Origin of the sequence: Halomarina ordinaria (assembly GCF_030553305.1) — an archaeon.
GTDB classification, from domain to species: Archaea; Halobacteriota; Halobacteria; order Halobacteriales; family Haloarculaceae; genus Halomarina; species Halomarina ordinaria.
The window spans coordinates 1-23213 of the sequence record NZ_JARRAH010000003.1 but is presented as its reverse complement, the minus strand read 5'-3'; the positions used below and the strand labels follow the sequence as shown (position 1 = coordinate 23213).

General features: G+C 67.7%; 22 protein-coding genes and 1 pseudogene. 15 read left to right on the top strand and 8 right to left on the bottom strand.

Translation table 11 applies throughout. The features are described from left to right. Nucleotides 1–103: 103 nt before the first annotated feature. A complete protein-coding gene (locus P1Y20_RS16140) occupies nt 104–1366 on the bottom strand; it encodes a CaiB/BaiF CoA transferase family protein (protein WP_304449736.1) in 1263 nt (420 codons plus the stop codon). Between the two features lie 131 nt (nt 1367–1497). Then, nucleotides 1498–3117: a thiamine pyrophosphate-requiring protein gene (locus P1Y20_RS16135; protein ID WP_304449735.1), complete on the bottom strand. Its 1620-nt coding sequence runs from the start codon at nt 3115–3117 to the stop codon at nt 1498–1500. 150 nt (nt 3118–3267) lie between these two features. On the opposite strand from P1Y20_RS16135, the gene ddh reads away from it, so the two are divergent. Further along, nucleotides 3268–4206: a D-2-hydroxyacid dehydrogenase gene (gene ddh / locus P1Y20_RS16130; protein ID WP_304449734.1), complete on the top strand. Its 939-nt coding sequence runs from the start codon at nt 3268–3270 to the stop codon at nt 4204–4206. Between the two features lie 36 nt (nt 4207–4242). Here ddh and P1Y20_RS16125 read toward each other — a convergent pair whose 3' ends face one another. After that, the gene (locus tag P1Y20_RS16125) at nt 4243–5448 is read right to left on the bottom strand and encodes an MFS transporter (protein WP_304449733.1); all 1206 of its coding nucleotides are present in this window, start codon (nt 5446–5448) and stop codon (nt 4243–4245) included. A gap of 519 nt (nt 5449–5967) precedes the next feature. Here P1Y20_RS16125 and P1Y20_RS16120 point away from each other — a divergent pair. From P1Y20_RS16120 to P1Y20_RS16105, 4 genes are all read left to right on the top strand, one after another. Beyond that, nucleotides 5968–6726, top strand: a complete 759-nt coding sequence (locus P1Y20_RS16120; RefSeq protein WP_304449732.1) for an IclR family transcriptional regulator — start codon at nt 5968–5970, stop codon at nt 6724–6726. Nucleotides 6727–7277: 551 nt separating this feature from the next. Beyond that, nucleotides 7278–7721 (top strand): hypothetical protein, encoded by a 444-nt coding sequence (locus P1Y20_RS16115; protein WP_304449731.1) that lies wholly within the window; start codon nt 7278–7280, stop codon nt 7719–7721. Between the two features lie 38 nt (nt 7722–7759). Further along, nucleotides 7760–8113, top strand: coding sequence for a 4a-hydroxytetrahydrobiopterin dehydratase (locus P1Y20_RS16110; protein WP_304449730.1), 354 nt, complete (start codon nt 7760–7762; stop codon nt 8111–8113). Nucleotides 8114–8168: 55 nt separating this feature from the next. After that, nucleotides 8169–8546, top strand: coding sequence for a CBS domain-containing protein (locus P1Y20_RS16105; RefSeq protein WP_304449729.1), 378 nt, complete (start codon nt 8169–8171; stop codon nt 8544–8546). Nucleotides 8547–8570: 24 nt separating this feature from the next. Here the strand turns inward: P1Y20_RS16105 and P1Y20_RS16100 are convergent, their stop codons facing one another. Then, nucleotides 8571–9077: an Lrp/AsnC family transcriptional regulator gene (locus P1Y20_RS16100; RefSeq protein WP_304449728.1), complete on the bottom strand. Its 507-nt coding sequence runs from the start codon at nt 9075–9077 to the stop codon at nt 8571–8573. Between the two features lie 237 nt (nt 9078–9314). Here P1Y20_RS16100 and P1Y20_RS16095 point away from each other — a divergent pair, with 237 nt between their 5' ends. From P1Y20_RS16095 to P1Y20_RS16055, 9 genes are all read left to right on the top strand, one after another. Then, nucleotides 9315–10988, top strand: coding sequence for an ABC transporter substrate-binding protein (locus P1Y20_RS16095; protein ID WP_304449727.1), 1674 nt, complete (start codon nt 9315–9317; stop codon nt 10986–10988). A gap of 114 nt (nt 10989–11102) precedes the next feature. Further along, nucleotides 11103–12080: an ABC transporter permease gene (locus P1Y20_RS16090; RefSeq protein WP_304449726.1), complete on the top strand. Its 978-nt coding sequence runs from the start codon at nt 11103–11105 to the stop codon at nt 12078–12080. Nucleotides 12081–12152: 72 nt separating this feature from the next. Continuing rightward, the gene (locus P1Y20_RS16085) at nt 12153–13109 is read left to right on the top strand and encodes an ABC transporter permease (RefSeq protein WP_304449725.1); all 957 of its coding nucleotides are present in this window, start codon (nt 12153–12155) and stop codon (nt 13107–13109) included. Nucleotides 13110–13271: 162 nt separating this feature from the next. After that, on the top strand, nt 13272–14327 hold the full coding sequence (locus P1Y20_RS16080; RefSeq protein WP_304449724.1) for an ABC transporter ATP-binding protein: 1056 nt from the start codon (nt 13272–13274) through the stop codon (nt 14325–14327). Further along, nucleotides 14324–15373: an ABC transporter ATP-binding protein gene (locus tag P1Y20_RS16075; RefSeq protein WP_304449723.1), complete on the top strand. Its 1050-nt coding sequence runs from the start codon at nt 14324–14326 to the stop codon at nt 15371–15373. The genes P1Y20_RS16080 and P1Y20_RS16075 overlap by 4 nt, the downstream gene beginning before the upstream one ends. Nucleotides 15374–15378: 5 nt before the next feature. After that, entirely contained in the window at nt 15379–16128 is a 750-nt protein-coding gene (locus P1Y20_RS16070; protein WP_304449722.1) for a creatininase family protein, read from the top strand. Beyond that, nucleotides 16125–17462, top strand: coding sequence for a M20/M25/M40 family metallo-hydrolase (locus P1Y20_RS16065; RefSeq protein ID WP_304449721.1), 1338 nt, complete (start codon nt 16125–16127; stop codon nt 17460–17462). Before P1Y20_RS16070 ends, P1Y20_RS16065 begins: the two co-directional genes overlap by 4 nt. Beyond that, the gene (locus tag P1Y20_RS16060; RefSeq protein WP_304449720.1) at nt 17459–18274 is read left to right on the top strand and encodes an MBL fold metallo-hydrolase; all 816 of its coding nucleotides are present in this window, start codon (nt 17459–17461) and stop codon (nt 18272–18274) included. The genes P1Y20_RS16065 and P1Y20_RS16060 overlap by 4 nt, the downstream gene beginning before the upstream one ends. A gap of 5 nt (nt 18275–18279) precedes the next feature. Beyond that, nucleotides 18280–19029, top strand: coding sequence for an MBL fold metallo-hydrolase (locus P1Y20_RS16055; protein ID WP_304449719.1), 750 nt, complete (start codon nt 18280–18282; stop codon nt 19027–19029). Between the two features lie 52 nt (nt 19030–19081). On the opposite strand, the gene P1Y20_RS16050 is transcribed toward P1Y20_RS16055, so the two are convergent. The 3 genes from P1Y20_RS16050 to P1Y20_RS16040 form a co-directional block, all read right to left on the bottom strand. Continuing rightward, the gene (locus P1Y20_RS16050) at nt 19082–19384 is read right to left on the bottom strand and encodes a DUF8036 family membrane protein (RefSeq protein ID WP_304449718.1); all 303 of its coding nucleotides are present in this window, start codon (nt 19382–19384) and stop codon (nt 19082–19084) included. 27 nt (nt 19385–19411) lie between these two features. After that, nucleotides 19412–19711, bottom strand: coding sequence for a winged helix-turn-helix domain-containing protein (locus tag P1Y20_RS16045; RefSeq protein ID WP_304449717.1), 300 nt, complete (start codon nt 19709–19711; stop codon nt 19412–19414). 557 nt (nt 19712–20268) lie between these two features. Then, entirely contained in the window at nt 20269–21699 is a 1431-nt protein-coding gene (locus P1Y20_RS16040) for a S8 family peptidase (protein WP_304449716.1), read from the bottom strand. A gap of 541 nt (nt 21700–22240) precedes the next feature. Between P1Y20_RS16040 and rdfA the strand changes: the two genes are divergently transcribed. Further along, a complete protein-coding gene (rdfA, locus tag P1Y20_RS16035; RefSeq protein WP_304449715.1) occupies nt 22241–22870 on the top strand; it encodes a rod-determining factor RdfA in 630 nt (209 codons plus the stop codon). Nucleotides 22871–22940: 70 nt separating this feature from the next. On the opposite strand, the pseudogene P1Y20_RS16030 reads toward rdfA, so the two are convergent. Beyond that, a pseudogene (locus P1Y20_RS16030) lies at nt 22941–23213 on the bottom strand (archaea-specific SMC-related protein); the annotation flags it as partial.

The window sequence follows — 23213 nt, the reverse complement described above, 5'->3', positions numbered from 1 at the left end:
CGGCGCTCGGGTGCTCGACGACGGGCGCCGCGTGTGTGTTACACCCAACCAGTCGTCGCACATAACTGTTGCGCCATCGCCGGCAGGGCGTGTTGGAGACCGGTTACTCCCGGTCGGGAATGCCGTCCGCCTCGCGGAGCGCCTCGATGTCGTGGTCGTCGTAGCCCGCCGCCCGGAGCACCGACTCGGTGTCCTCGCCCAGCAGCGGCGGCGCCTCCTCGAAGCCGCTCTCCGCGCTCGTGAAGTTCAGCGGGTGTTCGATGACGGGCATCTCGCCCGCGGCGGGGTGTTCGAGCGTCCGGACGACGCCGCGCGCGTTCACCTGCTCGTTGTCGAGCGCCTCGCCCACCTCGTAGACGGGGCCGACCGGGAGGCCGCGCTCGTCGGCGAGCAGGTCGACCCACTCGTCGGTCGGGCGCTCGCGGAGCGTCGCCGAGAGTTCCGCCTCCAGTTCGTCCATGTGCTCGACCCGGTCGGGGTTCGAGGTGAAGCGCTCGTCGGAGAGGAGGTCCTCCCGGCCGATACCCTCGCAGAACTCCTCCCAGAGCTTCTGGTTGCCGCAGGCGACGTTGACGTAGCCGTCGGCCGTGGGGTAGCTCTGGTAGGGGGCGATGACGGGGTCTTTCGTCCCCATGCGACCGGGGGCCTCGCCGACGAACGCCTTCGCCGCCTGCTTGGTGAGCCACGGGAGCGCCGCGTCGAGCATGCCGAGTTCGACGCGCTCGCCCTCGCCCGTCCGCTCGCGGCGGTAGAGCGCGCCGAGGATGCCGAAGGCGGCCCACATCGCCGTGATGAGGTCCGTCTGGGGGAGGCCCACCTTCGCGGGGTCGCCGTCCTCCGGCCCGGTGACGCTCATGATGCCGCTCATCCCCTGGACGAGCAGGTCGTACCCCGGGCGCGCGCTCCACGGCCCGGTCTCGCCGAACGCCGAGATGGAACAGTAGACGACGTCCTCGTTGACGGCCCGGACGTTCTCGTAGCCGACACCGAGGCGTTCGGCGGTGCCGGGACGGAAGTTCTCGACGACCACGTCCGCCTCCTCGATGAGGTCGAACAGCGCGTTCAGGCCGGCCTCGGACTTCAGGTTCAGTTCGACGCTCTTCTTGTCGTAGTTGACCGTCCAGAAGTACGGCGACTCGCCGTGGTCGGACGCCGACCGCCCGGGGCCGTCGTACCCCTCCGTCGAGACGAACGGCGGGCCGGAGTGGCGGCTGTCGTCGCCCGCGCCGGGACGCTCGACCTTGATGACCTCCGCGCCCTGGTTCGCGAGCATCAGGGTGGCGAAGCCGCCGGTCACGAACGTCGTCAGGTCGACGACGGTGATGCCGTCCAGTATCCGGTCGCGAGCCGTGTTCTCGGTACCCATGAGACGACAATGCCGGGTTCCCCGCTTAAACGTTCCCGTCGGCGACGCTGTCTCGAAGAGCGGAGCGCACCGCCGTTCACCGACGGGACAGGCCAGAGCGCGAAGGAATCGAGCCGCCCGTGAGGGCGACGCTACTCGAGGTCGGGCCGCGACAGCTCCGTCTCCTTGGCCGTGATGAACTCCAGCAGCGCGGGCGTCCCCTCCTCCGTCTTCTCGATGGCGCGTTCGAGGGCCGGGGCGACCTCCTCGGGGTCCTCGACGCGCTCGCCGTAGCCGCCGAGCGCCTTCCCGACGTCGGCGAAGTCGCCGCCGAACGGCGTGTCGTAGGACGCCATCTCGTAGTTGTTGAGGTGGATGGTCAGGATGGGGAGGTCCTCGCGGACGGCCGTCTCGAAGTCGAGGCCGGTCATCCCGATGGCACCGTCGCCCATGATGTTGATGCAGAGCTTCTCCGGCTGGTAGAGCTTCGCGCCCAGCGCCAGCCCGAGGCCGTAGCCGAGCTGCGTGGTCTTCCCCCAGCCGATGTACGTGAGCGGCTCCGTGCACTCGTAGAACGGCGCGAGGAAGTCACGCGGGTTGCCGGCGTCGGCCGTGATGATGGTCTCGCTCGCGTCGACGACGTTCGTCAGCTCGTGGATGACGCGGTAGGGGTTGATGGGCGTCTCCTCGGAGGTGAGCTTCCCCTCCCACTCGGCGAGCCACGCCGACCGGACCTCTTCGATCTCGGCGGCGACGTCGTCGAAGCGACCGCGGTCCGCCTCGACGCGACCGTCGACCGCCTCGACGAGCGCCTCGAGGGTGAGCTTCGCGTCGCCGACGAGCGAGTGCGCCGCCTCGACGTCCTTGTTGATGTCGGTGGGGTCGAGCGTCGCGTGGACGACGGTCTTGCCCTCGGGGACGGTGATACCGTAGGCGGTCTGGGTGAAGCTGCAGCCGATGCCGAAGATGACGTCCGCCTCGCGCAGGAAGTGTGCGAGCTGCCCCGGTTCGCTCTTGCTGCCGGCGCCGAGCGAGAGCGGGTGGTCCTCGGGGAACGCGCTCTTGCCGTTGAGGCTGGTCGCGACCGGTGCCTCGAGCGTCTCGGCGAGTTCCGTCAGCGCGTCCCAGCCCTTCGCGTAGTGGACGCCCTGGCCGGCGTAGATGACCGGCCGCTCGGCGTCCGCGAGGACGTCGGCGACCGACTCGACGTTCTCGGGGTCGGGCCCCGAGCGGCTCGCGGAGGTGGTCGTGTAGTCGAGGCCGCTCGGGACGTCCTCCCAGAACACGTCCTTCGGGACCTCGACGACGGCGGGGCGGGGGCGGCCGTTGCGCGCCGCGCTGAACGCCCGGCGCATCGTCTCGCCGACGGCGTCGGGGTCGGTGAGCTGTTCGCAGGACTTGCTGACGTGCTGGTAGTTGAGCAGCGAGTTGAACTTGGGGTCGACGTCCGTCTTCGCCCGGTCGTAGCCGGCGGGGATGGCGACCATCGGGGCGGACTCGCCGTAGGCCTGGGCGATGCCGCCGATGGAGTTCTCGGTCCCCGGGCCGTGCTGACAGGCGAACGCGGCGATGTCGTCGCCCGAGGAGAGCCGCCCGATGGCGTCGGCCATGTGGGCCGCGGTACGTTCCTGGCGGGTGATGATGGTCCGGATGCCGACGTCCTCGGCGATGCCGGTGTCGAACAGGGGGTTGCTCGGGAACCCGAGCAGGTAGTCGATTCCTTCCTCTTTCAGTACGTTCGCGATTGCGGTGTTTACATCCATGAGATTCACTTCGCTCCGGCGATTATCTACAGTCCTTCTTCACCGAGGTCATAAAGCCTTCTACTCGTGCGGATAATTGCCCCTTCCCCGGTCACGCGTCCGGATGGCCGCGCCGCCCCCTCGAAAGCTTCAATACGGTCCACTCCGCACCCGCCGACCATGTCCGAACGGCCCCCCCTCGAACAGCTGTACGTCCACGAGTCGGTCGACAACGTCATCCCCAAGCACGACTTCGTCGAGGCGTTCGACGACCTCTCGATTCCGGTCGAACTCGTCGGGGACGGCCGGGAGTACGAGGCGACCGACGGCGTCGTCTCCTACGTGCCGCGGCCGGAGTACCTCGACGCGGGGTGGGTCCACTGCGCCCGCGCCGGGTACGACGAGTTCGACACCGAAGCGTACGAGGCCGCCGGCATCCCGCTGACCAACAGCAGCGGTATCCACGGCGCGACCGTCGGGGAGGTGGCCGTCGGCCTCATGCTCTCGTTCGCCCGCCTCCTCCACCTCTACCGGGACCACCAGGGGGAGCGAGCGTGGTACACCCCCGACTACGAACGCCCGTTCACCGTCGAGAACGAGCGCCTGTGCGTCGTCGGCCTCGGCACCATCGGGGAGGGCATCGCCCGGCGGGCCGACGCGCTCGGCATGGACGTCGTCGGGGTGCGCCGCTCGGACGACCCCGTCCCCGGCGTCTCCGAACTGTTCGACCCCGACGAACTGCACGACGCCGTCGCCGACGCCCGTTTCGTCGCCATCGCCCTGCCGCACACGCCGGCGACCGACGGCCTGTTCGCCGAGGCGGAGTTCGACGCGATGCGCGAGGACGCCTACCTCGTCAACGTCGCCCGCGGCCCCATCGTCGACGAGTCGGCGCTCGTCTCGGCGCTGGAGTCGGGGGCCATCGCCGGCGCCGGCGCGGACGTCTTCGAGACGGAACCGCTGCCCGAGTCCTCGCCGCTGTGGGACATGGAGGAGGTCATCATCACGCCGCACAAGGGGTCGGCGACGAACCGCTACCACCTCGACATCGCGGACCTGGTGAAGGAGAACGTCGCGCGCTACCAGGACGGCGAGGAACTCAGGAACCGCGTCGCCTGAGCGACGCGGCGAACGGACCTCGGGTCGGGCGTGCGCTCACGCTCGCCGGAGGAGCACCACGCAGAGGAGCGCCGCGGCCGCCGCGATGGCGCCGAGCACCCCGAGCAGGACCGGCGCGTCGAAGTAGGTGAGCAGCGCCCCGGCGAGCGCCGCCCCGGCGGAGCCGATGCCGAACATCCCGAGGTAGGTGAAGCCGTAGGAGAGCCCGTGGACGGTCTCGTCGGCCCGTTCCGCGATGACGACCTGATAGATGGGGGCCGTCGCGTAGAGGGTGAACCCGAGCAGCGCGCAGACGACCAGGAACGGCGCGACGCCGAGCGTCGACGACGGCAGGAAGACGAACGCCAGGGCGGACAGCGCCGCGAGCGCGGCGAGCAACGCGTACTCCGTCCGCACGTGGTCGGTGACGCGCCCACCCGTGTACTGCCCGAGGATGCCCACCATCAGCAGGCCGGTGTAGACGTACTGGGCGGGTTCCGCGGTCCGACCGTACAGGGAGATAGGCTCGAACAGGGGGAGGTCGGCGATCATGTCCGGCAGGAAGGTCAACAACCCGCGGTAGTACGTCCCGTAGAGGAGGACGACGACGAACGCGAGCGTGAAGCCGGCGGTGAACAGCAGGCGCGACTGCGAGAGGACGGACCGGAGGTCGAACGAGTCGTTCCCGCCGTCGGTCGAGGACGGCTCGATGGCCTCGTCGAAGCTGATGCGTGACCCGAAGAGGACGACGGGGATGGCCGGGAGCGCGAGCAGTCGGACCACCCACTGCCAGTCGAGGAACACGAGCAGGAGGGCCGCGACGAGCGGGCCGAGCGCCGTCCCGACGTTCCCGCCGACGCCGTGGTACGCGAAGACGGTCCCGCGCTCGGTCGCACACCGGCTGATGAGCGAGAGGCCGGCGGGGTGGTAGATGCTCGCCGCCATCCCCCAGAGCATGATGGCGAGCGCCAGCACGTAGACGTTCGGCGCCAGGCTCAACAGGAAGAACCCCCCGGCCATACCGACGACGCTCGCGACGATGAGCGTCCGCGACCCGAACCGGTCCGCGAGGATACCGCTGGGGACCGCCCCGACGCCGATGAGGCCGTAGCCGAGACCGATGACGGTCCCGAGGACGGCCGCGGAGACGTCGAAGACGTCGAGCCAGATGACGATGAAGATGGGAATCGACAGCTCGTAGGTGTGGAACGTCCCGTGGGCGAGCATGGTGAACCCCGCGATGGCGTTGTCGTCGTCGGCCACCCTCACCGGCCCCCGTCGACGTGCGTAAGTATCATGGTCGAACGTACGGGATACAGTGAGACCCGGGATATTAAGCGAACCTGTCGGAGCAGTATCGGCCGCAGAGTGACGGGCCGCCACGCGCACCGAGGGACCGTCGAGCGTGGGACACGTCGACGAGTCACACAACTGAACGGCCCTCTATCGGACGTTCCAACCCCAGAGAGGACGTTCATTAACGTAACGGACAATGAATCGAAAGCACGTTGGACGAAGTTTGTACTTTTACAGTTCAGTTCGAGTAGTGTCGAGGTCGCGTCCGTTCAGCCTGAGTGAACAGTTGGTCGGGAGTACAGTAGAGTGACACGAACAGAACCGAACGGGCGGCCCATCCGTCCGTCTTTCACGGGCAGTGTGGTAGTTTCTATTTTCAGACTACTACGTAGTAAACACAGACATACTTTCCTATATATTCTGTTCAGCTCTTCTGAACGTGTGATTCGCCAGAGGAGCTAAGGGTGCGACCAGCGAAGACACGCTATGCAATCGAACGCCCCGACGGTGCAAGCGACCGAAACCAGCTTTCGGATCATCGAGGCGCTCATGGAACGCAAGGGAGCGGGGGTGACGGAACTGGCACATCACCTCGAACTGCCCAAGAGCACCGTCTACAACCACCTGACGACGCTCGAACGCAACGAGTACGTCGTGAAGCGCGACGGTACCTACGACGTCGGCCTGCGCTTCCTCCACCTCGGCGAGTACGCTCGCAACCGACGGCTCCTCTCGCGGGTCGGCCCCCCGGAGATAGACAAGCTCGCCGAGCAGACCGACGAGATGGTGAACCTCCTCGTCGAGGAGCACGGTCGCGGCGTCTTCATCTACCGGGAGAAGGGGTCGGACGCGGTCCACATGGACACCTACGAGGGGAAGCGCGTCCACCTCCACACGATGGCGTTCGGCAAGGCGGTCATGGCGCACCTGCCCGAAGAGCGCGTCGACGCCATCATCGACCAGCACGGCCTCCCGGCGGCGACGCCTCACACCATCACCGACCGCGACGAACTGTTCGCGGAACTCGAGGCCGTCAAGGAGCAGGGACACGCATTCGACCGCGAGGAGCGACTCAAGGGTCTCCAGTGCGTCGCCGCCCCCATCGTCACCGACGACACCGTCGTGGGGGGCGTGAGCGTCTCGGGGCCGAAGAGCCGCATGCGCGGGGAGTGGTTCACCGAGGAACTCCCGCGGCTCATCAAGAGCACGGCCAACGTCATCGAGATCAATCTCACGTACGGGTAAGTTGGTATTACGACTGTACTGTTGTAATACGTCGTCGGAGTCGTCCCGCGCTGGTAGCGTACCGCGTCCGCAGCGCACGGCTGCGCGCGACGCCCGACCGATGGACCACAACGGGAACCAGAGCGCGACTATTCATCAATACACCACTATATAGGTAAATATGACTTGTTTTTAAGAGAGAATCAAGCTGTGCTCGCCTCGCGGTCGTAGTCAGATCGCACGTCTCGGAGCTCTATAAGCGCTACACCGTCGTCTCTAAGCGTTTCGACGTCGAGCGACCGCGAGGGAACACGGCAGACAGCTCTCCCGTGGCACGTGTCGCAGAAGCTCCTCTAGAACGAATCTTTCGCCCAGTAACGACGTTTCTGGTGTCGTAAGGAGGGACGGTCCGACCCGGAGACGAATAGTGACATTATTTATATGTTAAAAGTAAAATAACTCTCGGCTAGTAGTTCCAGCGAGGCGCTCTCGTACACTGCGATATCGACGGCGAATCGTCCGACTGGGTCGGGGGGGAGAAAGCATTTACCCGGAACCCCCCGGGAGGGGGTATGGTCGAGACAGTCCCGCTTCGACTCGTCCCGACGACCGACGGGAACACCGTCCGGTTGGTGGGGACGGCGGGGGACGGCCGATGGATGTACGCGACGAGGCTCGAGGGGGTAGAGGCGACGCTGCGTGCGGTGGTTGACATCGACGCCCTGCCGGCGGGAACCGACGTCGGCGAACTCAAGGCGACGAGCCGGAACGCGGACGGGTTCCGAATCGTCCTGTCCCGGGCGGCGGCCGCCGCTGTCGTCGGCGACACCCCCGAGTCGGTATCGGGGCACGGGTCGACAGCGAGAGCCGGCCCACGCGCTCGGCGGCGGCCGTCGAGCGGACGGCCGTTCGAGCGTTCGGTGACGACGCTCGTGGGTTACTCCCTGCCGGCGACGATAGCGGTCGCCGTCGCGATGCTCCTCGAACTCGTCCAGTGGACGGTCAGGAGGGCGTGAGACGAAGGTACAAGGGCGTCGATGGCGTACAGCGACCCATGACGACACCGCTCGCGCAACAGCCGTGTGAAGCGTGTACCTCCGAGGACGAACCACTCACCGAGTCCGAGTACGCGGCGTACCTCGACGAACTCGACGACGAGGTGTGGCGGGTCGTCGACGACCACCACCTCGAGGGGACCTACGAGTTCGCGGACTTCCGCGACGCCCTGGAGTTCACCTACGAGGTGGGGGAGCTCGCGGAGGAGGAGTGGCACCACCCGGACCTCCACCTGCAGTGGGGCGAGGTCCGGGTCGAACTCTGGACGCACAAGATAGACGGCCTCCACAAGACCGACTTCGTCATGGCGGCACGGATGGACCGCATCCACGAACCCTACACGAACGAGTAGCCCCGGTCGCCGCGCCGTGGCAAAGAACCAAGTATATCGCGAGAGACTGACACGCATGGACCTCGACAACCGAATCCGTGCCGAAGAGGTGATGTCGACGCCGCTGGAGACGATATCGTCGAAGGCGACCGTCAGAGAGGCCGCGCGGACGATGCGCGACAACGACATCAACGCGTTACTCGTGACGACCGGTCCGCCCTCCATCGTCACGAGCACGGACGTCCTCGACGCCGTCGCGGCGGGACACGACACGGCGGACCTGCCGGTCGCGGAGGTGATGACGCGGTCGGTCGAGACCGTCCCGCCGACCATCCTCCTCGAGGAGGTGGCCGCGATGATGACCAGCCTCGGTATCAAACACCTCCCGGTCGTCGACGGCGAGGACTACGTGGGGATGGTCTCCTCGACGGACGTCACCTCCCGCATCGCCTGAGGACCTCGTCGCGGGGACGGGCGGTCACTGGTCGTCCTCCCTGCCGGCGGTGAGGTACTCCATGTTGAGGTACTGGGCCATGTCCTGGTTCCGGCCCGTGACGACGAGGTAGTCGACCCGGTTCACGCAGTCGGCCTCGCGCACCGTCGTCACCAGGTCGTCCGCGTCCCGCACCGACAGGATGCTCCCGACGGCGAAGTAGTCGAAGGTCCCGATGCCACGCGAGACGTGCCAGAACGGGAGGTCACAGAGCAGGTCGAACGCCGCCTCCTTCGCCCCGTCTCTCTTCTCCGTGGTGACCGCGACGCGGAGGATCTCCCACGAGAGTTCCTGCGGGTCGAGGAGGAAGAACACCGTCGTCATGTCGATGATCTTGTCGACCCGGTACCTGACCCCTTCGGGGCTCATCTCGTGGCCGGACTCCGCGAGTATCTCGGTTATCCGGGAGTAGGGGGTCCGGGGGTTCTCGGCGAGGACGCGGAGTATCTTGCCGTCGATCTCGTCGAAGGACTCGAAGTCGGAGTTCGGCATCTCGACTCCACGTCACGCCACCGGGAGGTAAACGTTACCGTCACCCACATAATTTCCGTTCAATATCGAAGAAAAATAAATAGAATCGGCGAATCGATACTACGGAACAAAAATAGAAGTTCGTTTGTGGTAGTGAATATCGAATAAATCCCGTTCTCAGTAGTACTGTCCGCCTAATCAGTAGTATATCAGTATAGTTACCAAAATAGTTAAATCAGCACTCCAGAAGGGATTGTTATGAGTCGAGGTAACACTACCCGACGTTCGGTACTGAAGAAGACGGCCGGGGCCGCCGGGACGGGACTCACGCTGGGTCTCGCCGGCTGTATCGGTGCGAACAACGGTGGCGGCGGGGGCGGCGGCGCGGGCGACCCGGTCGACCCCATCGAACTCATCGTGACGACGTCGGACTACGACCCCGTCCGCTACGAGTTCGGCCAGCTCATCGCCGACCAGTGGCGGGAACTCGGGTTCGAGGTGAACGTCAACCCGCTCGCCTGGAACCAGATCGTCGACCAGGCGATGACCCAGCAGGACTTCGATTCGTTCACCCTCAACTGGGCGGGGCGCGCCGAGCGCATCGACCCGGACGTCTTCTGTTACGACCTCCACCACTCCTCGCAGAACCAGGAGGGGGGGCGGAACTTCGTGAACTACCAGAACGAGGAGTACGACGAGTGGGCGGAGACCCAGCGCGAGCGCTACGACGACGACGAGCGTCAAGAGGCGGTCTACAGGTGCCAGGAGATATTCGCCGAGGACCAGCCCCGGACGCCCATCGCGAACCAGCGGCAGGCGATGCCGTACAACGCCAACCGGCTGGACGACGTCGTGACGATGATGGGCGAGGGGCTGATGTCCTTCTGGACCGCCATCGAGTCGACGCCCGCCGACGGCGTCGACCAGATACGCCTCGGCTACCCCTCCGACGTGAACAACCTCAACCCCGCCGACGGGGCGGCGACCCACGACACCCAGACGATGCGGCTCATCTACGACCGCCTCGTCCGCATCAACAAGGAGGGGCTCCCCGAGCCGTGGCTCGCGACGGACGTCGAGGAGGTCGACGAGACGACCATCGGCGTGACCATCCGCGAGGGCCAGCAGTGGCACGACGGCGAGGACCTCACCGTCGAGGACGTGAAGTTCTCGTTCGAGTACCTCGACGAGTACTCGCCGGTGCTGGGCGCCGCCACCGACCCCATCGAGAGCATCGAGATCACCGGCGACTGGTCGCTCGAGTTCTCGCTCGACCGGCCGTTCGCCCCGTTCATCCCCATCGGCCTCGGACAGGTGTTCATCATCCCGCAGCACATCTGGGAGGAGGTCCCCGACGGCCTCGACGACGTCTCCGACCCGCTCGACTGGGAGAACCCCGAACCGGTCGGCAGCGGACCGTTCCAGTTCGTCGAGTGGCGCCGCGACGAGGAGATGCGCCTCGAGGCGTACACCGACCACTTCAACCCGCCGGTCGTCGGCGAACTCCTCAAGGTGCCCGGGGCGGACATGTCCGGGCTGGTCCGCCTCCTCGAGGACGAGTCCATCGACATGATCGGGTGGGTCCCCGGCCCCGACACCGTCAACCGCCTCGACTCGGAGGTGGACCACGTCGAGATCAGCAGCATCGAGAGCCACGGCTGGTACCACATCAACTATCAGCTCGACCGCGCGCCGTTCGACGACGTCGCCGTCCGCCACGCGCTCGCCGACGGCATCCCGAAACAGGACATCGTCGACACCGTCCTCGACGGCATGGGGACGGTGACGCACACGCCCATGGCGGCGGTCAACGAGTTCTGGCACAACCCGGACGTCCGGCAGTTCGGCGACGACCTCGGCCGGGCCCAGCAGACGCTTGAGGAGGCCGGCTACACGCTCCAGAACGGTCGGCTCCACTACCCGGAGGAGTGAGCGATGGGACACACGGGAACGCACGTCGGCGCGTCCGGTCAGTGGAGACGCCGACGAGCGACCGCGGGGGCCGCACGCCGTGCGGTCCCGGAGGGGAGGTGACGAGTCGAACACATGGGACTGAGAGAGTACATCGCCCGGCGTATCGGGCAGCTGTTCGTCACCTACTGGGCGTTCGTGACGATACTGTTCGTCCTGTTCAGGGCGGCCCCCGGCGACCCGGTATCGATGTTCGTCACCCAGGGGATGTCCGCCGAGGCACGCGAGGAGACCATCGCGAACCTCGGCCTGAACGAACCGCTCTACGTCCAGTACGTCGAGTACATCGGCCAGCTCCTCACGGGGAGCTTCGGGACGTCGTTCCGGTACCGGGAACCGGTCTGGGACATCCTCGTCGTGAAGTTCTGGAACACGATCCTGCTCATGGGGACGGCGCTCGTCATCGCCTACGTCGTCGGCATCCTGTTCGGGTCGCTGCTCGGCTGGTACCGCGGTCGAACCTTCGAGAAGGGCGGCATCCTCGTCGGCCTGGTCGCCCGGTCGTCGCCGGAGTTCTGGACGGGCATCGTCCTCCTGTCTATCTTCTCGTTCTGGCTCGGCATCCTCCCCTCGGGCGGGATGCGGGCGGTCGGTGCCGACATCGACACCTTCGCGTCGCGCTACCTCGCGTGGGACTTCGTCTACCACATGGTACTGCCGGTCATGACGGGGGCGTTCTACTACATGGCGACGCCCATGTTGCTGATGCGCAACACGATGCTCGACGTCCTGAAGGCGGACTTCATCGAGATAAAGAAGGCGGAGGGACTGCCCGAACACCGGGTCCTCTTTCACCACGCGGTTCGGAACTCGGTACTCCCCATCGTCACGGTCGTCGCCATCGTCTCCGGCACCGCCATCGGGGGGTCGCTCGTCATCGAGACGGTGTTCAACTGGCCCGGCATGGGCCGCGAGATGGTCGAATCGGTCAACTACAACGACTACCCCATGGCGATGGGGACGTTCTTCCTCATGGGGTCGGTCGTCATCGTGATGAACTTCCTGGCGGACCTGGCGTACATCTACCTCGACCCGAGGGTGCAGTATGACTAACGACACGACGTTCGGCGACGGCACGCGGCACGCACAGCAGTCGACCCGCGGGTTCGAGACGGGGGGGCGCCGATGAGCGGAGGCGAAGAGACGCCCGGTTCGACCGCGTCCTCGACGACGGACGGGGCGACCACCTCCGGCCTCGGCGACGCCGTCGTCGCCGTGCGACGGGTCGGCCGGTCGGTCGTCGACGTCTTTCGCGACGACCGGATGGGCCAGTTCGGGGTCGTGGTCCTCCTGACGTTCACCCTGATGGGCGTGTTCGCCCCGTGGCTCACCCCCTACGACCCCGGCGACATCAACCGCGACGCCGACGGGAACGCGCTCCGGCTGGAGGGACCCTCTACGGACCACCTCCTCGGGACGACGAACCTCGGGCGCGACGTGGCCTCGCAGGTCATCGCTGGCGTGCGCATCTCGCTCATCGTCGGCTTCCTCGCCGCGTTCATGGCCGTCTTCATCGGCGTCAACGTGGGGCTGATAAGCGCCTACTTCGGCGGCTGGGTCGACGACGTCCTCATGCGGGTGGCGGACATCGCCTACGGGTTGCCGTTCCTCCCGTTCGTCATCGTCCTCGTGTTCCTGCTTGGACCGAGCATCTCGAGCATCGTCATCGTCATCGGGCTCATCCTCTGGCGGTCGACCGCGCGCGTCATCCGCTCGCAGGTCCTCAGCCACAAGGAACGCCCGTACGTCGAGTCGGCGCGCTCCATCGGCGCGAGCGACCTGCGCATCATGTACCTCCACATCCTGCCGAACGTGCTCCCGCTGGCGTTCCTCTACGGGGCGTTCTCGGTCGCGTGGGCGGTCCTCGCCGAGGCGAGCATCTCGTTCCTCGGCTTCGGCGACCCGAGCATGGTGTCGTGGGGACAGATGCTCTTCGAGGCGTACACCGCCGACGCCATCCGCACCGCCTGGTGGTGGGTCGTCCCCCCCGGCGTCTGTATCATGCTGATGGTGATGGCCGTGTTCTTCATCGGCCGCACCCTCGAGCGCATCACCAACCCGGAGCTCCGCCATGCCGAGTGAGCCGACCCCCCGGCACGTCCCGAGGTGCGACCGGACGACGAGGACCCCGACCGGACGCGAGGGCGCACCGACGCGCCGCGTCGACCCGACAGACCGACCCACCCCCCGTCCGACCCGGGCCGACGCCCGCGGACCGGACGGCGAGACGACGGACCACGACCAATGACACTACTGAACATCGAGAACCTCCAGACGTACTATCGGACGGAGAACGGAAGCGTTCGGGCGGCGGACGGCGTCTCGCTCGAACTGGCCGAGAACGAGACGCTCGGTCTCGTCGGCGAGAGCGGCAGCGGGAAGACGACGGTGGCGAAGTCCATCATCCGCCTGCTGCCGGACAACGGCGAGGTGGTCGGCGGGACCATCGAGTACGACGGCGAGGACATCACGGAGCTGTCGATGCGCGAGCTCCGGCGTCGCATCCGGTGGAAGGAGATATCTATGATCCCCCAGAACGCGATGAACGGCTTCGACCCGGTGTACACCGTCGGCGACCAGATCGTCGAGGTCATCCGCGTCCACGAGCCGGAAACGACGAAGGCGGAGGCCCGCGAGCGGACCCGCGAACTGTTCGTCGACCTCGGGCTCGAACCGTCGCGCATCGACGACTACCCCCACCAGTTCTCCGGCGGGATGGCCCAGCGGGCGATGGTCGCCCTCGCGCTGGCGGTCAGTCCGGCCATCGTCCTCGCGGACGAACCGACGACCGCCCTCGACGTCGTCATCCAGGACCGCATCCTGCGGACCATCTCGGAACTGCAGGACGAGCTGAACACGGCGATGATTATGATAACTCACGACATGTCGGTCGTCTCCGAGGTGTGCGACACCATCGCCGTGATGTACGGGGGGCGACTCGTCGAGCGCGCCGACGCGGACACGCTCATCAAGTCGCCGAGACACCCCTACACGCTCGGCCTGCGCAACGCCTTCCCGGACGTCACCGCCGAGTCGCAGGAGCTCATCTCGATTCCGGGGACGCCGCCTGACCTGGTCGACCCGGACGAGGGCTGTCGGTTCGCGCCGCGCTGCCCCTTCGCGGAGGAGCGCTGCTGGTCGGAGACGCCGGAGCCGGAGACGTACGACGACGGCCACGTCGTCGAGTGCCACCGGGCGGACGAAGCCGAGTACCTCCGCACCGAGGCCGCGAAGAAGGAGACGTGGGAGGCGCTCCGGGAGGCCCCGGCGCGCGCGTCGCCGAGCGAGGTGGGCCGATGAGCGCCGACCCCGACGGGGCGGACGCGAAGCTCAGGATAGAGGGGCTCCACAAGCACTTCCCGGTCAATACGGGGATGATCTCGCGCGTGTTCAACCCGGGGGCCCGCGAGTACGTCCGCGCCGTCGACGGCGTCTCGCTCACCGTGAGGGACGGCGAGGCGTTCGGCCTCGCCGGCGAGTCCGGTTGCGGGAAGACGACGCTCGGCAAGACGGCCATCCGGCTCCTCGAACCGACCGAGGGGCGCGTCGTCTTCGACGGCCGGGACATCACCGACCTCTCGGACGACGAACTGTTCGACTTCCGGCGCGAGGCGCAGATCATCCACCAGGACCCCTACCAGTCGCTGAACCCGCGGTGGACGGTCTACCGGTGGGTGAAGGAACCGCTCGACGTCCACGGTATCGGCACGCGCGAGGAGCGCGACGCACGGGTGTACCGGACGCTCGAACGGGCCGGCCTCAGACCCGCGGAGGCGTACGCCGAGCAGTACCCCTCGGAGTTGAGCGGCGGCGAGCGCCAGCGCGTCGGCATCGCCCGGGCGCTGGCGCTCGACCCGTCGTTCCTGCTCGCCGACGAGCCGGCGAGCATGCTCGACGTGAGCATCCGCGCGAGCATCCTCGACCTGTTCGAGCGCCTCCAGCGCGAGTTCGGCCTCACCGCGGTGTACATCAGCCACGACCTCTCGTTGCTGAAACACATGTGCGACCGCATCGGGGTGATGTACGCGGGGAAACTCGTCGAGGTGGGACCGACCGACGAGGTCATCGGCGACCCGAAACACCCCTACACGAGGGCGCTGGTCGGCTCGATGCCCGTCATCAACCCGGACGTGGAGCGCGAGCCGGTGGAACTGGAGGGGACCGTCCCCGACCTGACCGGTGAGATGAACCAGTGTCGGTTCTACGACCGGTGTCCCGAGGCGGTGCCCCGCTGTCGGGAGGGCGAACCGCCGATGTACGCGACGGGGAGCGACCAGGGGGCGCGGTGCGTCCTCTACGACGACCGGACGGAGACCGACGGACGACTGAACGCGGAGCGACTGTGACACAGATGGAGACGGTACTACTCGAGGAGTTGACGTGGACGGAGGTCGAATCGGCGCTCGAAGACGGGACGAAGACGGTACTCGTGCCGGCGGGGTCGGTCGAACAGCACGGCCCGCACCTGGGGCTGCTCAAGGACGCCGCCTGGGCGGAGGCCATCGGCGTGGAGCTGGCGCGCGCCCTCGGCGACGCGCTGGTCGCGCCGGTCATCCGACCCGGCTGTTCGGAACACCACATGGGGTTCCCCGGCACCATCAGCTACCGCCCCGAGACGTTGATGCGGGTGTTCGAGGACTACTGTCACAGCCTCGACGCCCACGGCTTCGAGCACATCGTCGTCTTCTCGATGCACGGGGGGAACTTCCCGGCGCTGAACGCCATCCTCCCCTCGCTCGCCGGCGACCTCGACGCGGCGGTGATCACCCTCCTCGACAAGGGACTGCTCATCGACCCCCTGATGGAGGCGCTCGCGGCCGCCGGGATTCCGGCGTCGGCACGGGGCCACGGCGGGGCGGCGGTGACCGCCTCCGTCTGGCACCTGCGTCCGGACCTCGTCCGCGAGGAGGAGTTCGTCCCCGGCTACGTCGGGGAGGTGTCGACGTCGACGCTCACCACCCACGGCCTCGACGCGGTGACGGAACTCGGCCACATGGGCGACCCGACCTACGCGACACGCGAACTGGGCGAGGACGTGACGAACAGGCTCGTGACCGCCTTCGCGGAGCGAGTGCGGACCGAACGGGGTGACGACCGATGAGTGAACTGAAGGACGCGGTCGACGCGGGGTTACCGTCGTACCGAACACACCTGTTCGAGTTGCTCTCCCAGCCGAGCGTCAGCGCGACGGGCGAGGGGATGGCGGCGTGTGCTGACCTGCTGCTCTCGGTCCTCGGGGAGTACGACTTCGACGAGGTGAGGCGCATCGAGACGAGCCGGAACCCGCTCATCTACGCCGAGCGGGTCGTCGACGAGTCGCGCCCGACCGTGACGTTCTACGGCCACTACGACGTCCAGCCGCCGGGGGACGAGGCCCTGTGGGACTCCCCCGCCTTCGAGCCGACGGTCCGCGACGGCTCGATATACGCCCGGGGGGCCGGCGACAACAAGGGACAGTTCCTCGCGCACGTGTTCGCGCTGGACGCGCTGACGAGCGTCGAGGACCTGGCGGTCAACGTCAAGCTCCTCGTCGAGGGCGGCGAGGAGAGCGGTAGTCCCGGGCTCATCGAGTACCTCTCGGGGACGCCGGCGGAACTCGCCGGGACCGACCTGGTGTACGTCGCAGACGGGCCGATGCACGCCTCCCGACGCCCGACCATCATCTACGGGAACCGGGGCATCGCCTCGGCCCAGCTCGACCTGCGGACGGCGAACGCCGACCTCCACTCGGGGAACTTCGGCGGGCCGGTGCCCAACGCGGCGAACGAACTCGTCGCGCTCGTCGCCACGATGTTCGACGGCGACGAGGTGACCGTCGACGGCTTCTACGACGACGTCCGAATCACGGCGGCCGACCGCGAACTGGTCGCGGACATCCCCGTCGACGAGGCGGCGCTCAGAGAGAGCCTCGGCGTGGCCGCCTTCGCCACGGACAAGCCGTACTACGAGCGCCTGCTGCTGGAGCCGACGCTGACCATCAACGGCATGACGGCCGGCTACCAGGGGGAGGGGAAGAAGACCATCATCCCCCACGAGGCGACGGTGAAACTCGACTGTCGACTCGTCCCCGGGCAGGACCCGGAGCGGGTCGTGGACCTGCTCACCGCCCACGTCGAGGCGCGGAACCCGCACGTCGAGGTCAGCGCGATGGGGTCGTTCCCGCCGATGAAGACGCCGCTCGACACGCCCGCCGCGACGCCGCTCGCGGCGGCCATGGAGGCCGTCTGGGGGGTCGAACCGGTCGAGATGCCGCTGCTCGGCGGGAGCCTCCCGGCGGCGCACTTCCGGACGGAACTCGACGTCCCGGTGCTGGTGGTCCCCTACGCGAACCCCGACCAGGGGAACCACTCGCCGAACGAACACCTGGACCTGGACTGTTTCCGCAACGGCATCGAGACCACCGCGCAGTTCCTCCACCGGTACCCCGACGCATGAGCACCGACGCGTCGTTCAGGGAGATACGCGAGGGGCTGTACTGGATACACGAACCCGGGCCGGACCGCTCTGGGATGGTCGAGTCGATGGACCCCGTCCCGTCGTGGTACGACGAGGCGCAGTCGGTCCACATCCCGCAGTGCGCGTACCTGCTCGACGGCGGGGACGCGACGCTGCTGCTCGACACCCTCTCGCCGGCCAGCACCGACCGTATCCTCGGGGCGCTCGACGCCGTCCTCGACGACCCGCTCGACTACCTCGTCGTCTCGCACCCCGACGTCCCCCACGCCGGGAACACCGCGCGGATACTCGCCGCCCACGACGCGACGCTCGTCGCGCCGCGCTACGGCGACGACCACGAACTCTACCGGCTGGACGAGGCCACCCACGTCGGCGAGGGCGACAGCATCGACCTCGGGCGGTACACGGTCGACTTCCACGAGGCGACGTTCCTCGACGCCCCCGTCTCGCTGTGGATGAGCGAGCGGACCGAGGGGATGCTCTTTCCCGTCGACTGGTTCGGCTTCCCCCACCTCGCGAGCGAACGACTCCGCCTCGTCGAGGAACTCGACGTCGGTATCGCCGAGAGCCGCCTCGTGCAGTTCCACGGGCGCGTCCTGTTCTGGCACCAGTACGTCGACGTGGAGACGGTCCAGCGCGAGATAGACGCCGTCAACCGGCGGTTCGAGCCACGGATGATACTCCCGGCGCACGGCCTCGTCGTCGGAGAAGGCGCGATGGAGTACGTCGACCGGATGAAGGACGTCGTCGCGGAGATAGCGCGCCGAGACAGAATCGGCGCGCTGGGGTGACCACGATGGGAGTCGGACTCACCGACGAGGTCGTGTGGATGAACGAGTGTTACCCCCACGGGGACCGCCACGAGCACGTCTCGGTCTACCTGGTCCGCGGCGACGACGGGAACGTCCTGGTCGACTCCGGGTCGTTCTACCACCGTGAGGGGCTGCGGGGACAGATCGAGGCCGCGACCGACGGGGCCGGCGTCGACGCCATCGTCCTCTCGCACTCCGATTACCCCCACTCGGGCAACGTCTCCGCGTTCCGCGAGGCGTGGGAGAGCGTCGAACTGGTCGCGTCCTCGGGGTCGCCGGAACTGCAGGGGCTCTCCGACGCCCGACGCTGTCGAATCGGCGAGTCGCTGCGCGTTCAGGGCCGGACGTTCAGTTTCGTCGACCCGCCGCTGGCCGACCGCTCGCACACGACGTGGGTGTACGACCACGCCTCGGGCGTGCTGTTCACTGCCGACGGCTTCGGGTCGTACCACCCTGCCGGCGAGTGCGACCGCACCTCCGCCGAGTTCGAGGAGGGTATCCCCGAAGCGCGAATCTACGAGTTCCACCGGGACAACCTCGTCTGGCTGCGCTACGTCGACCCGGCGAAACTCGAACGCGCGCTCCGGGCCATCCTCGACGACTACGACGTCTCCGTCGTCGCGCCCATCCACGGGCACCCGATTCGACGGGCGGACCTCGACGGGTACGTGCGTCGGCTGGTCGACGCGGCCGGACGAATCGCGGACGGGTACACGGTCGGGGACGCCGTGTAGCCCGTCTCGCGTCCCCGTAATCGGGTCGGCGGCTCGCCGGGGGGGGTGACGGTCACTCCCAGGAGACCCACGTCAGGAAGCAGAGGCCGCCGAACTCACAGAGGCGGAGGAGGGTCATGGCGCTCTGTGCGACGAGCGGGACCGACGTCACCCAGACGCGCAGCGTGGGTTCGAACTGGTAGAAGTAGAGCGCGAGGACGTTCTCGAGGAACAGGAACGCCGCGAAGACGACGAGACCGAGGGGCTGCTTCGAGCGGAACTGGAGGTAGTTCCGCCCCCACACGTAGCCGAGCGCGGCCGTGAGCAGGACGTTCGCGACGATGGCGACGCGGGCGACGTCCACCCAGAGCGTCATCGTGCCCCTCCGCGCGCCGTCGGCCCGTCACTCACGGGGGCCGGTCGACCGGCGGTCGTCGTGCTCGAGTATCTCCTCGACGAGCCCCCAGTTCCGTCGCGCGCGCCCGGACAGGAGGTACACCGCGCCGTAGTCGTCGCCGGTGTCGGTGACGATATCGTGTTCCACGAGCACGCCGAGGTGGTGTCTGACCGTCTCGTAGTGGCGGTCGAGCGCCTCGGCGAGGCGGTTCGCGTTGCGAGGGCGCTCGTCGAGCGTTCGCAGGATGCGGACGCGGTTCTCGCCGTCGGACGTGCCGGTGAGTACGTGCCACAGGAGACCCCCCATCCGTCGTCGTCACCCCGCATCGCCACGTCCGTCCGGTCGCACCGGGCGGGACGGTCGGTTCGTCGAGCGGGACGGGCGGGAGCGCCGGTCGCGGTCGGTCACCGGTCCGCAGCGCCCGTGACGGGCGCGCGGTGACCGGGTGCGGTGGCGAGCGCCGGCGGGCGCGCCAGCGGGGAACGGGCGGCGACCCCCGGCGGTCGGACCGCTCCGTCCGGGGGACGACGGCGTGTCGCGCCCGTCGTGTGCTCCCCGCCGGTCGCCGCGGGAGTCGGTGGGGGAACGGTACCACCGCGTCCAGCGGGCCCCAGCCACGGAAACCCGTTCGACCCGGCAGCGGCGTCCCCCGTCCGCGGCGGCCGCAGTCGGCGTCCGGTCGTCGAGGGGAGCGTCCGTCATCGGTGAATCTGTGCAGGCCACCACACGGGCTAACCGAGACCCCGAAACGCTATGAGTATTTTCAGAAGTACGGTCGAATTCAGACCGAAATGTCACGGAAATCCGCCGCGAGCACGCGAATCGTGGTCGACGGTCGTCGCGGCCCGGTGACCGTCGGCGGGTCAGGCGGCGCGCTCGACCAGCCGTTCCAGGTCGAGGTGGCCGGCGCCGTGGTACTCGGCGCCACCGGGGGCGTCGCTCGCGGTCTCCTGGATGAGACGTTCGACCGCCTCGGCGCTGGCGTCGGGTCGCAGCGACCGCACGAGGGCGACGGCGCCCGACACCTGCGGGGCGGCCATCGAGGTGCCCGCCTTCCAGCCGTAGCCGGCGGTGACGGAGCCGTCCTCCTCGACCGTGTTGACCGTCGAGTAGACGAGGTCACGTTCCGCCCCCTCCACGCCGCCGTCGAGTGCGTCGAGGTCGGCGTTCCCGCCGCCGGCGCTCACGTCGACGGCGCTGCCGTAGTTCGTGTAGAACGCCGGCGTCGTCGGTTCCTCGTCGAGGCGGTCGCCCGTCAACCACTTCTCCTCGTTGTCGCTGTGCTTACCGCCCCAGCCGTACCCGATGGGGCCGGTCGCCGAGACGCCGAAGATGCCCTCGACCTCCGTCGGGAGGCTGAGGACCCCCTCGGCGTCCATGTCGAGGGCGTCGTTGCCGGCCGAGTTGACGATGACCATCTCCTGCGAGCGGGCGTACTCCGCGACGCGCCGGTACGCCTCCCGGATGGCGAGCAGTTCCGGATACTCCTCGGGGTCGATGTACGGCGCCGGATAGCCGAGACTGATGTTCGCGGCGTCACAGCCCTGCTCGGCGGCGTACACGAGCGCGGCGAGCGTGTCGCCGGTCGCCCCCTCGACGCCGGAGAAGACGCGCAGCGAGAGCAGTTCGGTCTCCGGGGCGGTGCCGAGGACGCCGCCGTCTGGGCCGTCGTTGCTGTTCGTCGCCGCGATGGTCCCGGCGACGTGGGTCCCGTGACTGCCGGCGCCGTTCGGCCGGAAATCCATGCCGTCGGTGGTGAAGTTCGCCGAGAGGTCGGCGTCGACCACGTCCGCGAGGTCGGGGTGGGCGTCGTAGACGCCGGAGTCGACCACGGCGACGCGCGTCCCCGCGCCCCTCGTGGTGTCGTGGACGAACGCCCCGCCGCCGGGTTTGTCGGTGAGGTCGCCGACGTCCTGGACGCGCTTGTCCCACTGGAGTTCGGTGTTCGTCGCCGGACCGTCGTGGTTGTGGCTCCGGCTCTTCCCGCTCGCCGTCGGCCCGGGACGCTCGACCGCCGGCCCGGCGTCGTCCCGGTAGACCGTCACGTCGGGGGTCGTCGCCGCCGCCGACCCGACCGCGCTCGCGTCACCGCGCGCGACCAGCAGGTCCACCTGTGAGAGGTCGTGGATGACTTCGACGTCGCTCGGAACGTCGGACTTCGCTATCTCCCTGAGGTCGACGAGGAACCGCGAGTCGTCGCCCGTCGCTCCGGCAGCCGTGCCGGCACCGAGTGCGGCCGCACCGACAGCAGCACCCGTGAGCCGAAGGAACATCCGTCTGTTATAGTCTGGCACATAACAAGACCAAGCTCATATGTAATTAAATCTTTTGTTTGATTGACGTAAACTAAAATTTAGTTGTTCGTGAATATTCAGGTGTGGCCGGGCAGCGTTCAAAACGGTACCCCGCAACCTGGGACGCCACCGACGACCCGCACGGCCCACCCCGGCGGGGACGCCGACGGGGACGCGGAGCGCGACAGATATGTCGGTCTGTCACACGACCGATGTGGTGGACGGTGATAGTTATAGACAGCCGAGACGTACGCAGGCGACTGACCGATGGCCGCGGACGCAACGATATCGATTTTCGGACCGGACTTCGTCGGCCGTGTCCGGATTTCGGCGGAATAATCGTTGCAATTACCGCGAGACGGTCGTTCCGAACCACCGACGGACGTTCGTGTCGTCGGACGACGCCCACACCAACGGTATCCGTCAGGTTCGCCGAGCGGGGGTGTTGTGTGCGAAACGCACGCACGGTGCGTCGGTCGCCGCGGCGACGCACCCGGACGAGCATAGCTACAAGTGAGTCGGGACCGACAGCCGAGTAAGGATGAGCGACCAGGACGACGCGGCCGAAACCCGCCCGTCGAGCAAGGTAGCGCGACTCATCGAGGAGTACGACCTGGGGGCCGCCTTCGGTGACCGGCTCGAACGGTCGTGGACGGCCGAGGGCGACGAGCGACTCAGCCTCCGGGCCCTCGCGGACCTGTTCAACGAGCGCCTCCTCGAGAGCGCGATGCGACGGGCGGGGCTGTCGACGGTCGACGGCGAGGTGGACAACTTCTACCGGCTCCTGACGGCGGACGACGTGAGCAGCGGGATGCGGACCGAGGCGCGCGCGCGCCTCGAACGCGACGGCGTCGACGTCGAGCAACTGGAGCGCGACTTCGTCACCTACCAGGCCATCCGGTCGTACCTGAAGGAGTACCGGAACGCCGAGTACCAGGGGACGAGCGACGAGGCGCGAGTCGAGGGCGTGGCGGACACCATCCGACGGCTCACCGCCCGCCTCCAGTCGGTCACCGAGGGGAGCCTCGACCAGCTCCGACGGACCGGGCGGCTGACTCTCGGCGACTTCCGGCTGTTCGTCGGCGTCGACGTCCTCTGTGAGGACTGCGGCGCGCGATACGGGGTGCTCGACCTCCTGGAACGAGGGGGCTGCGACTGCGAGTCCGACTAACAGCGATATACCTGTTAGCTGCAGACGAGAACCGACGGACGGCACCCGGGCGTCCGGAGGTGTGACCCGGTCAGATTTCGGTCACGCGGGTGTAGGAGTCGTCGAGCGCCCGGGCGTCCTCGGGCAGGAGCGCCACGACGAGGAACGGGGCGTACTCCGCCATGTAGGAGACGAGGTGGGCGATGCGGTCGGCGTCGATGGCCTCCAGCGAGTCCAGCAGCATGAACGGACACTTCTCGTAGACCTCGTGGACCAGGTATCCCGCCAGCGCGAACACCAGCCCCGTCACCTCCCGTTCGGACTCGCTCAGGTGGTCCACCGTGTCCTCGTACGCCGTCCCCGA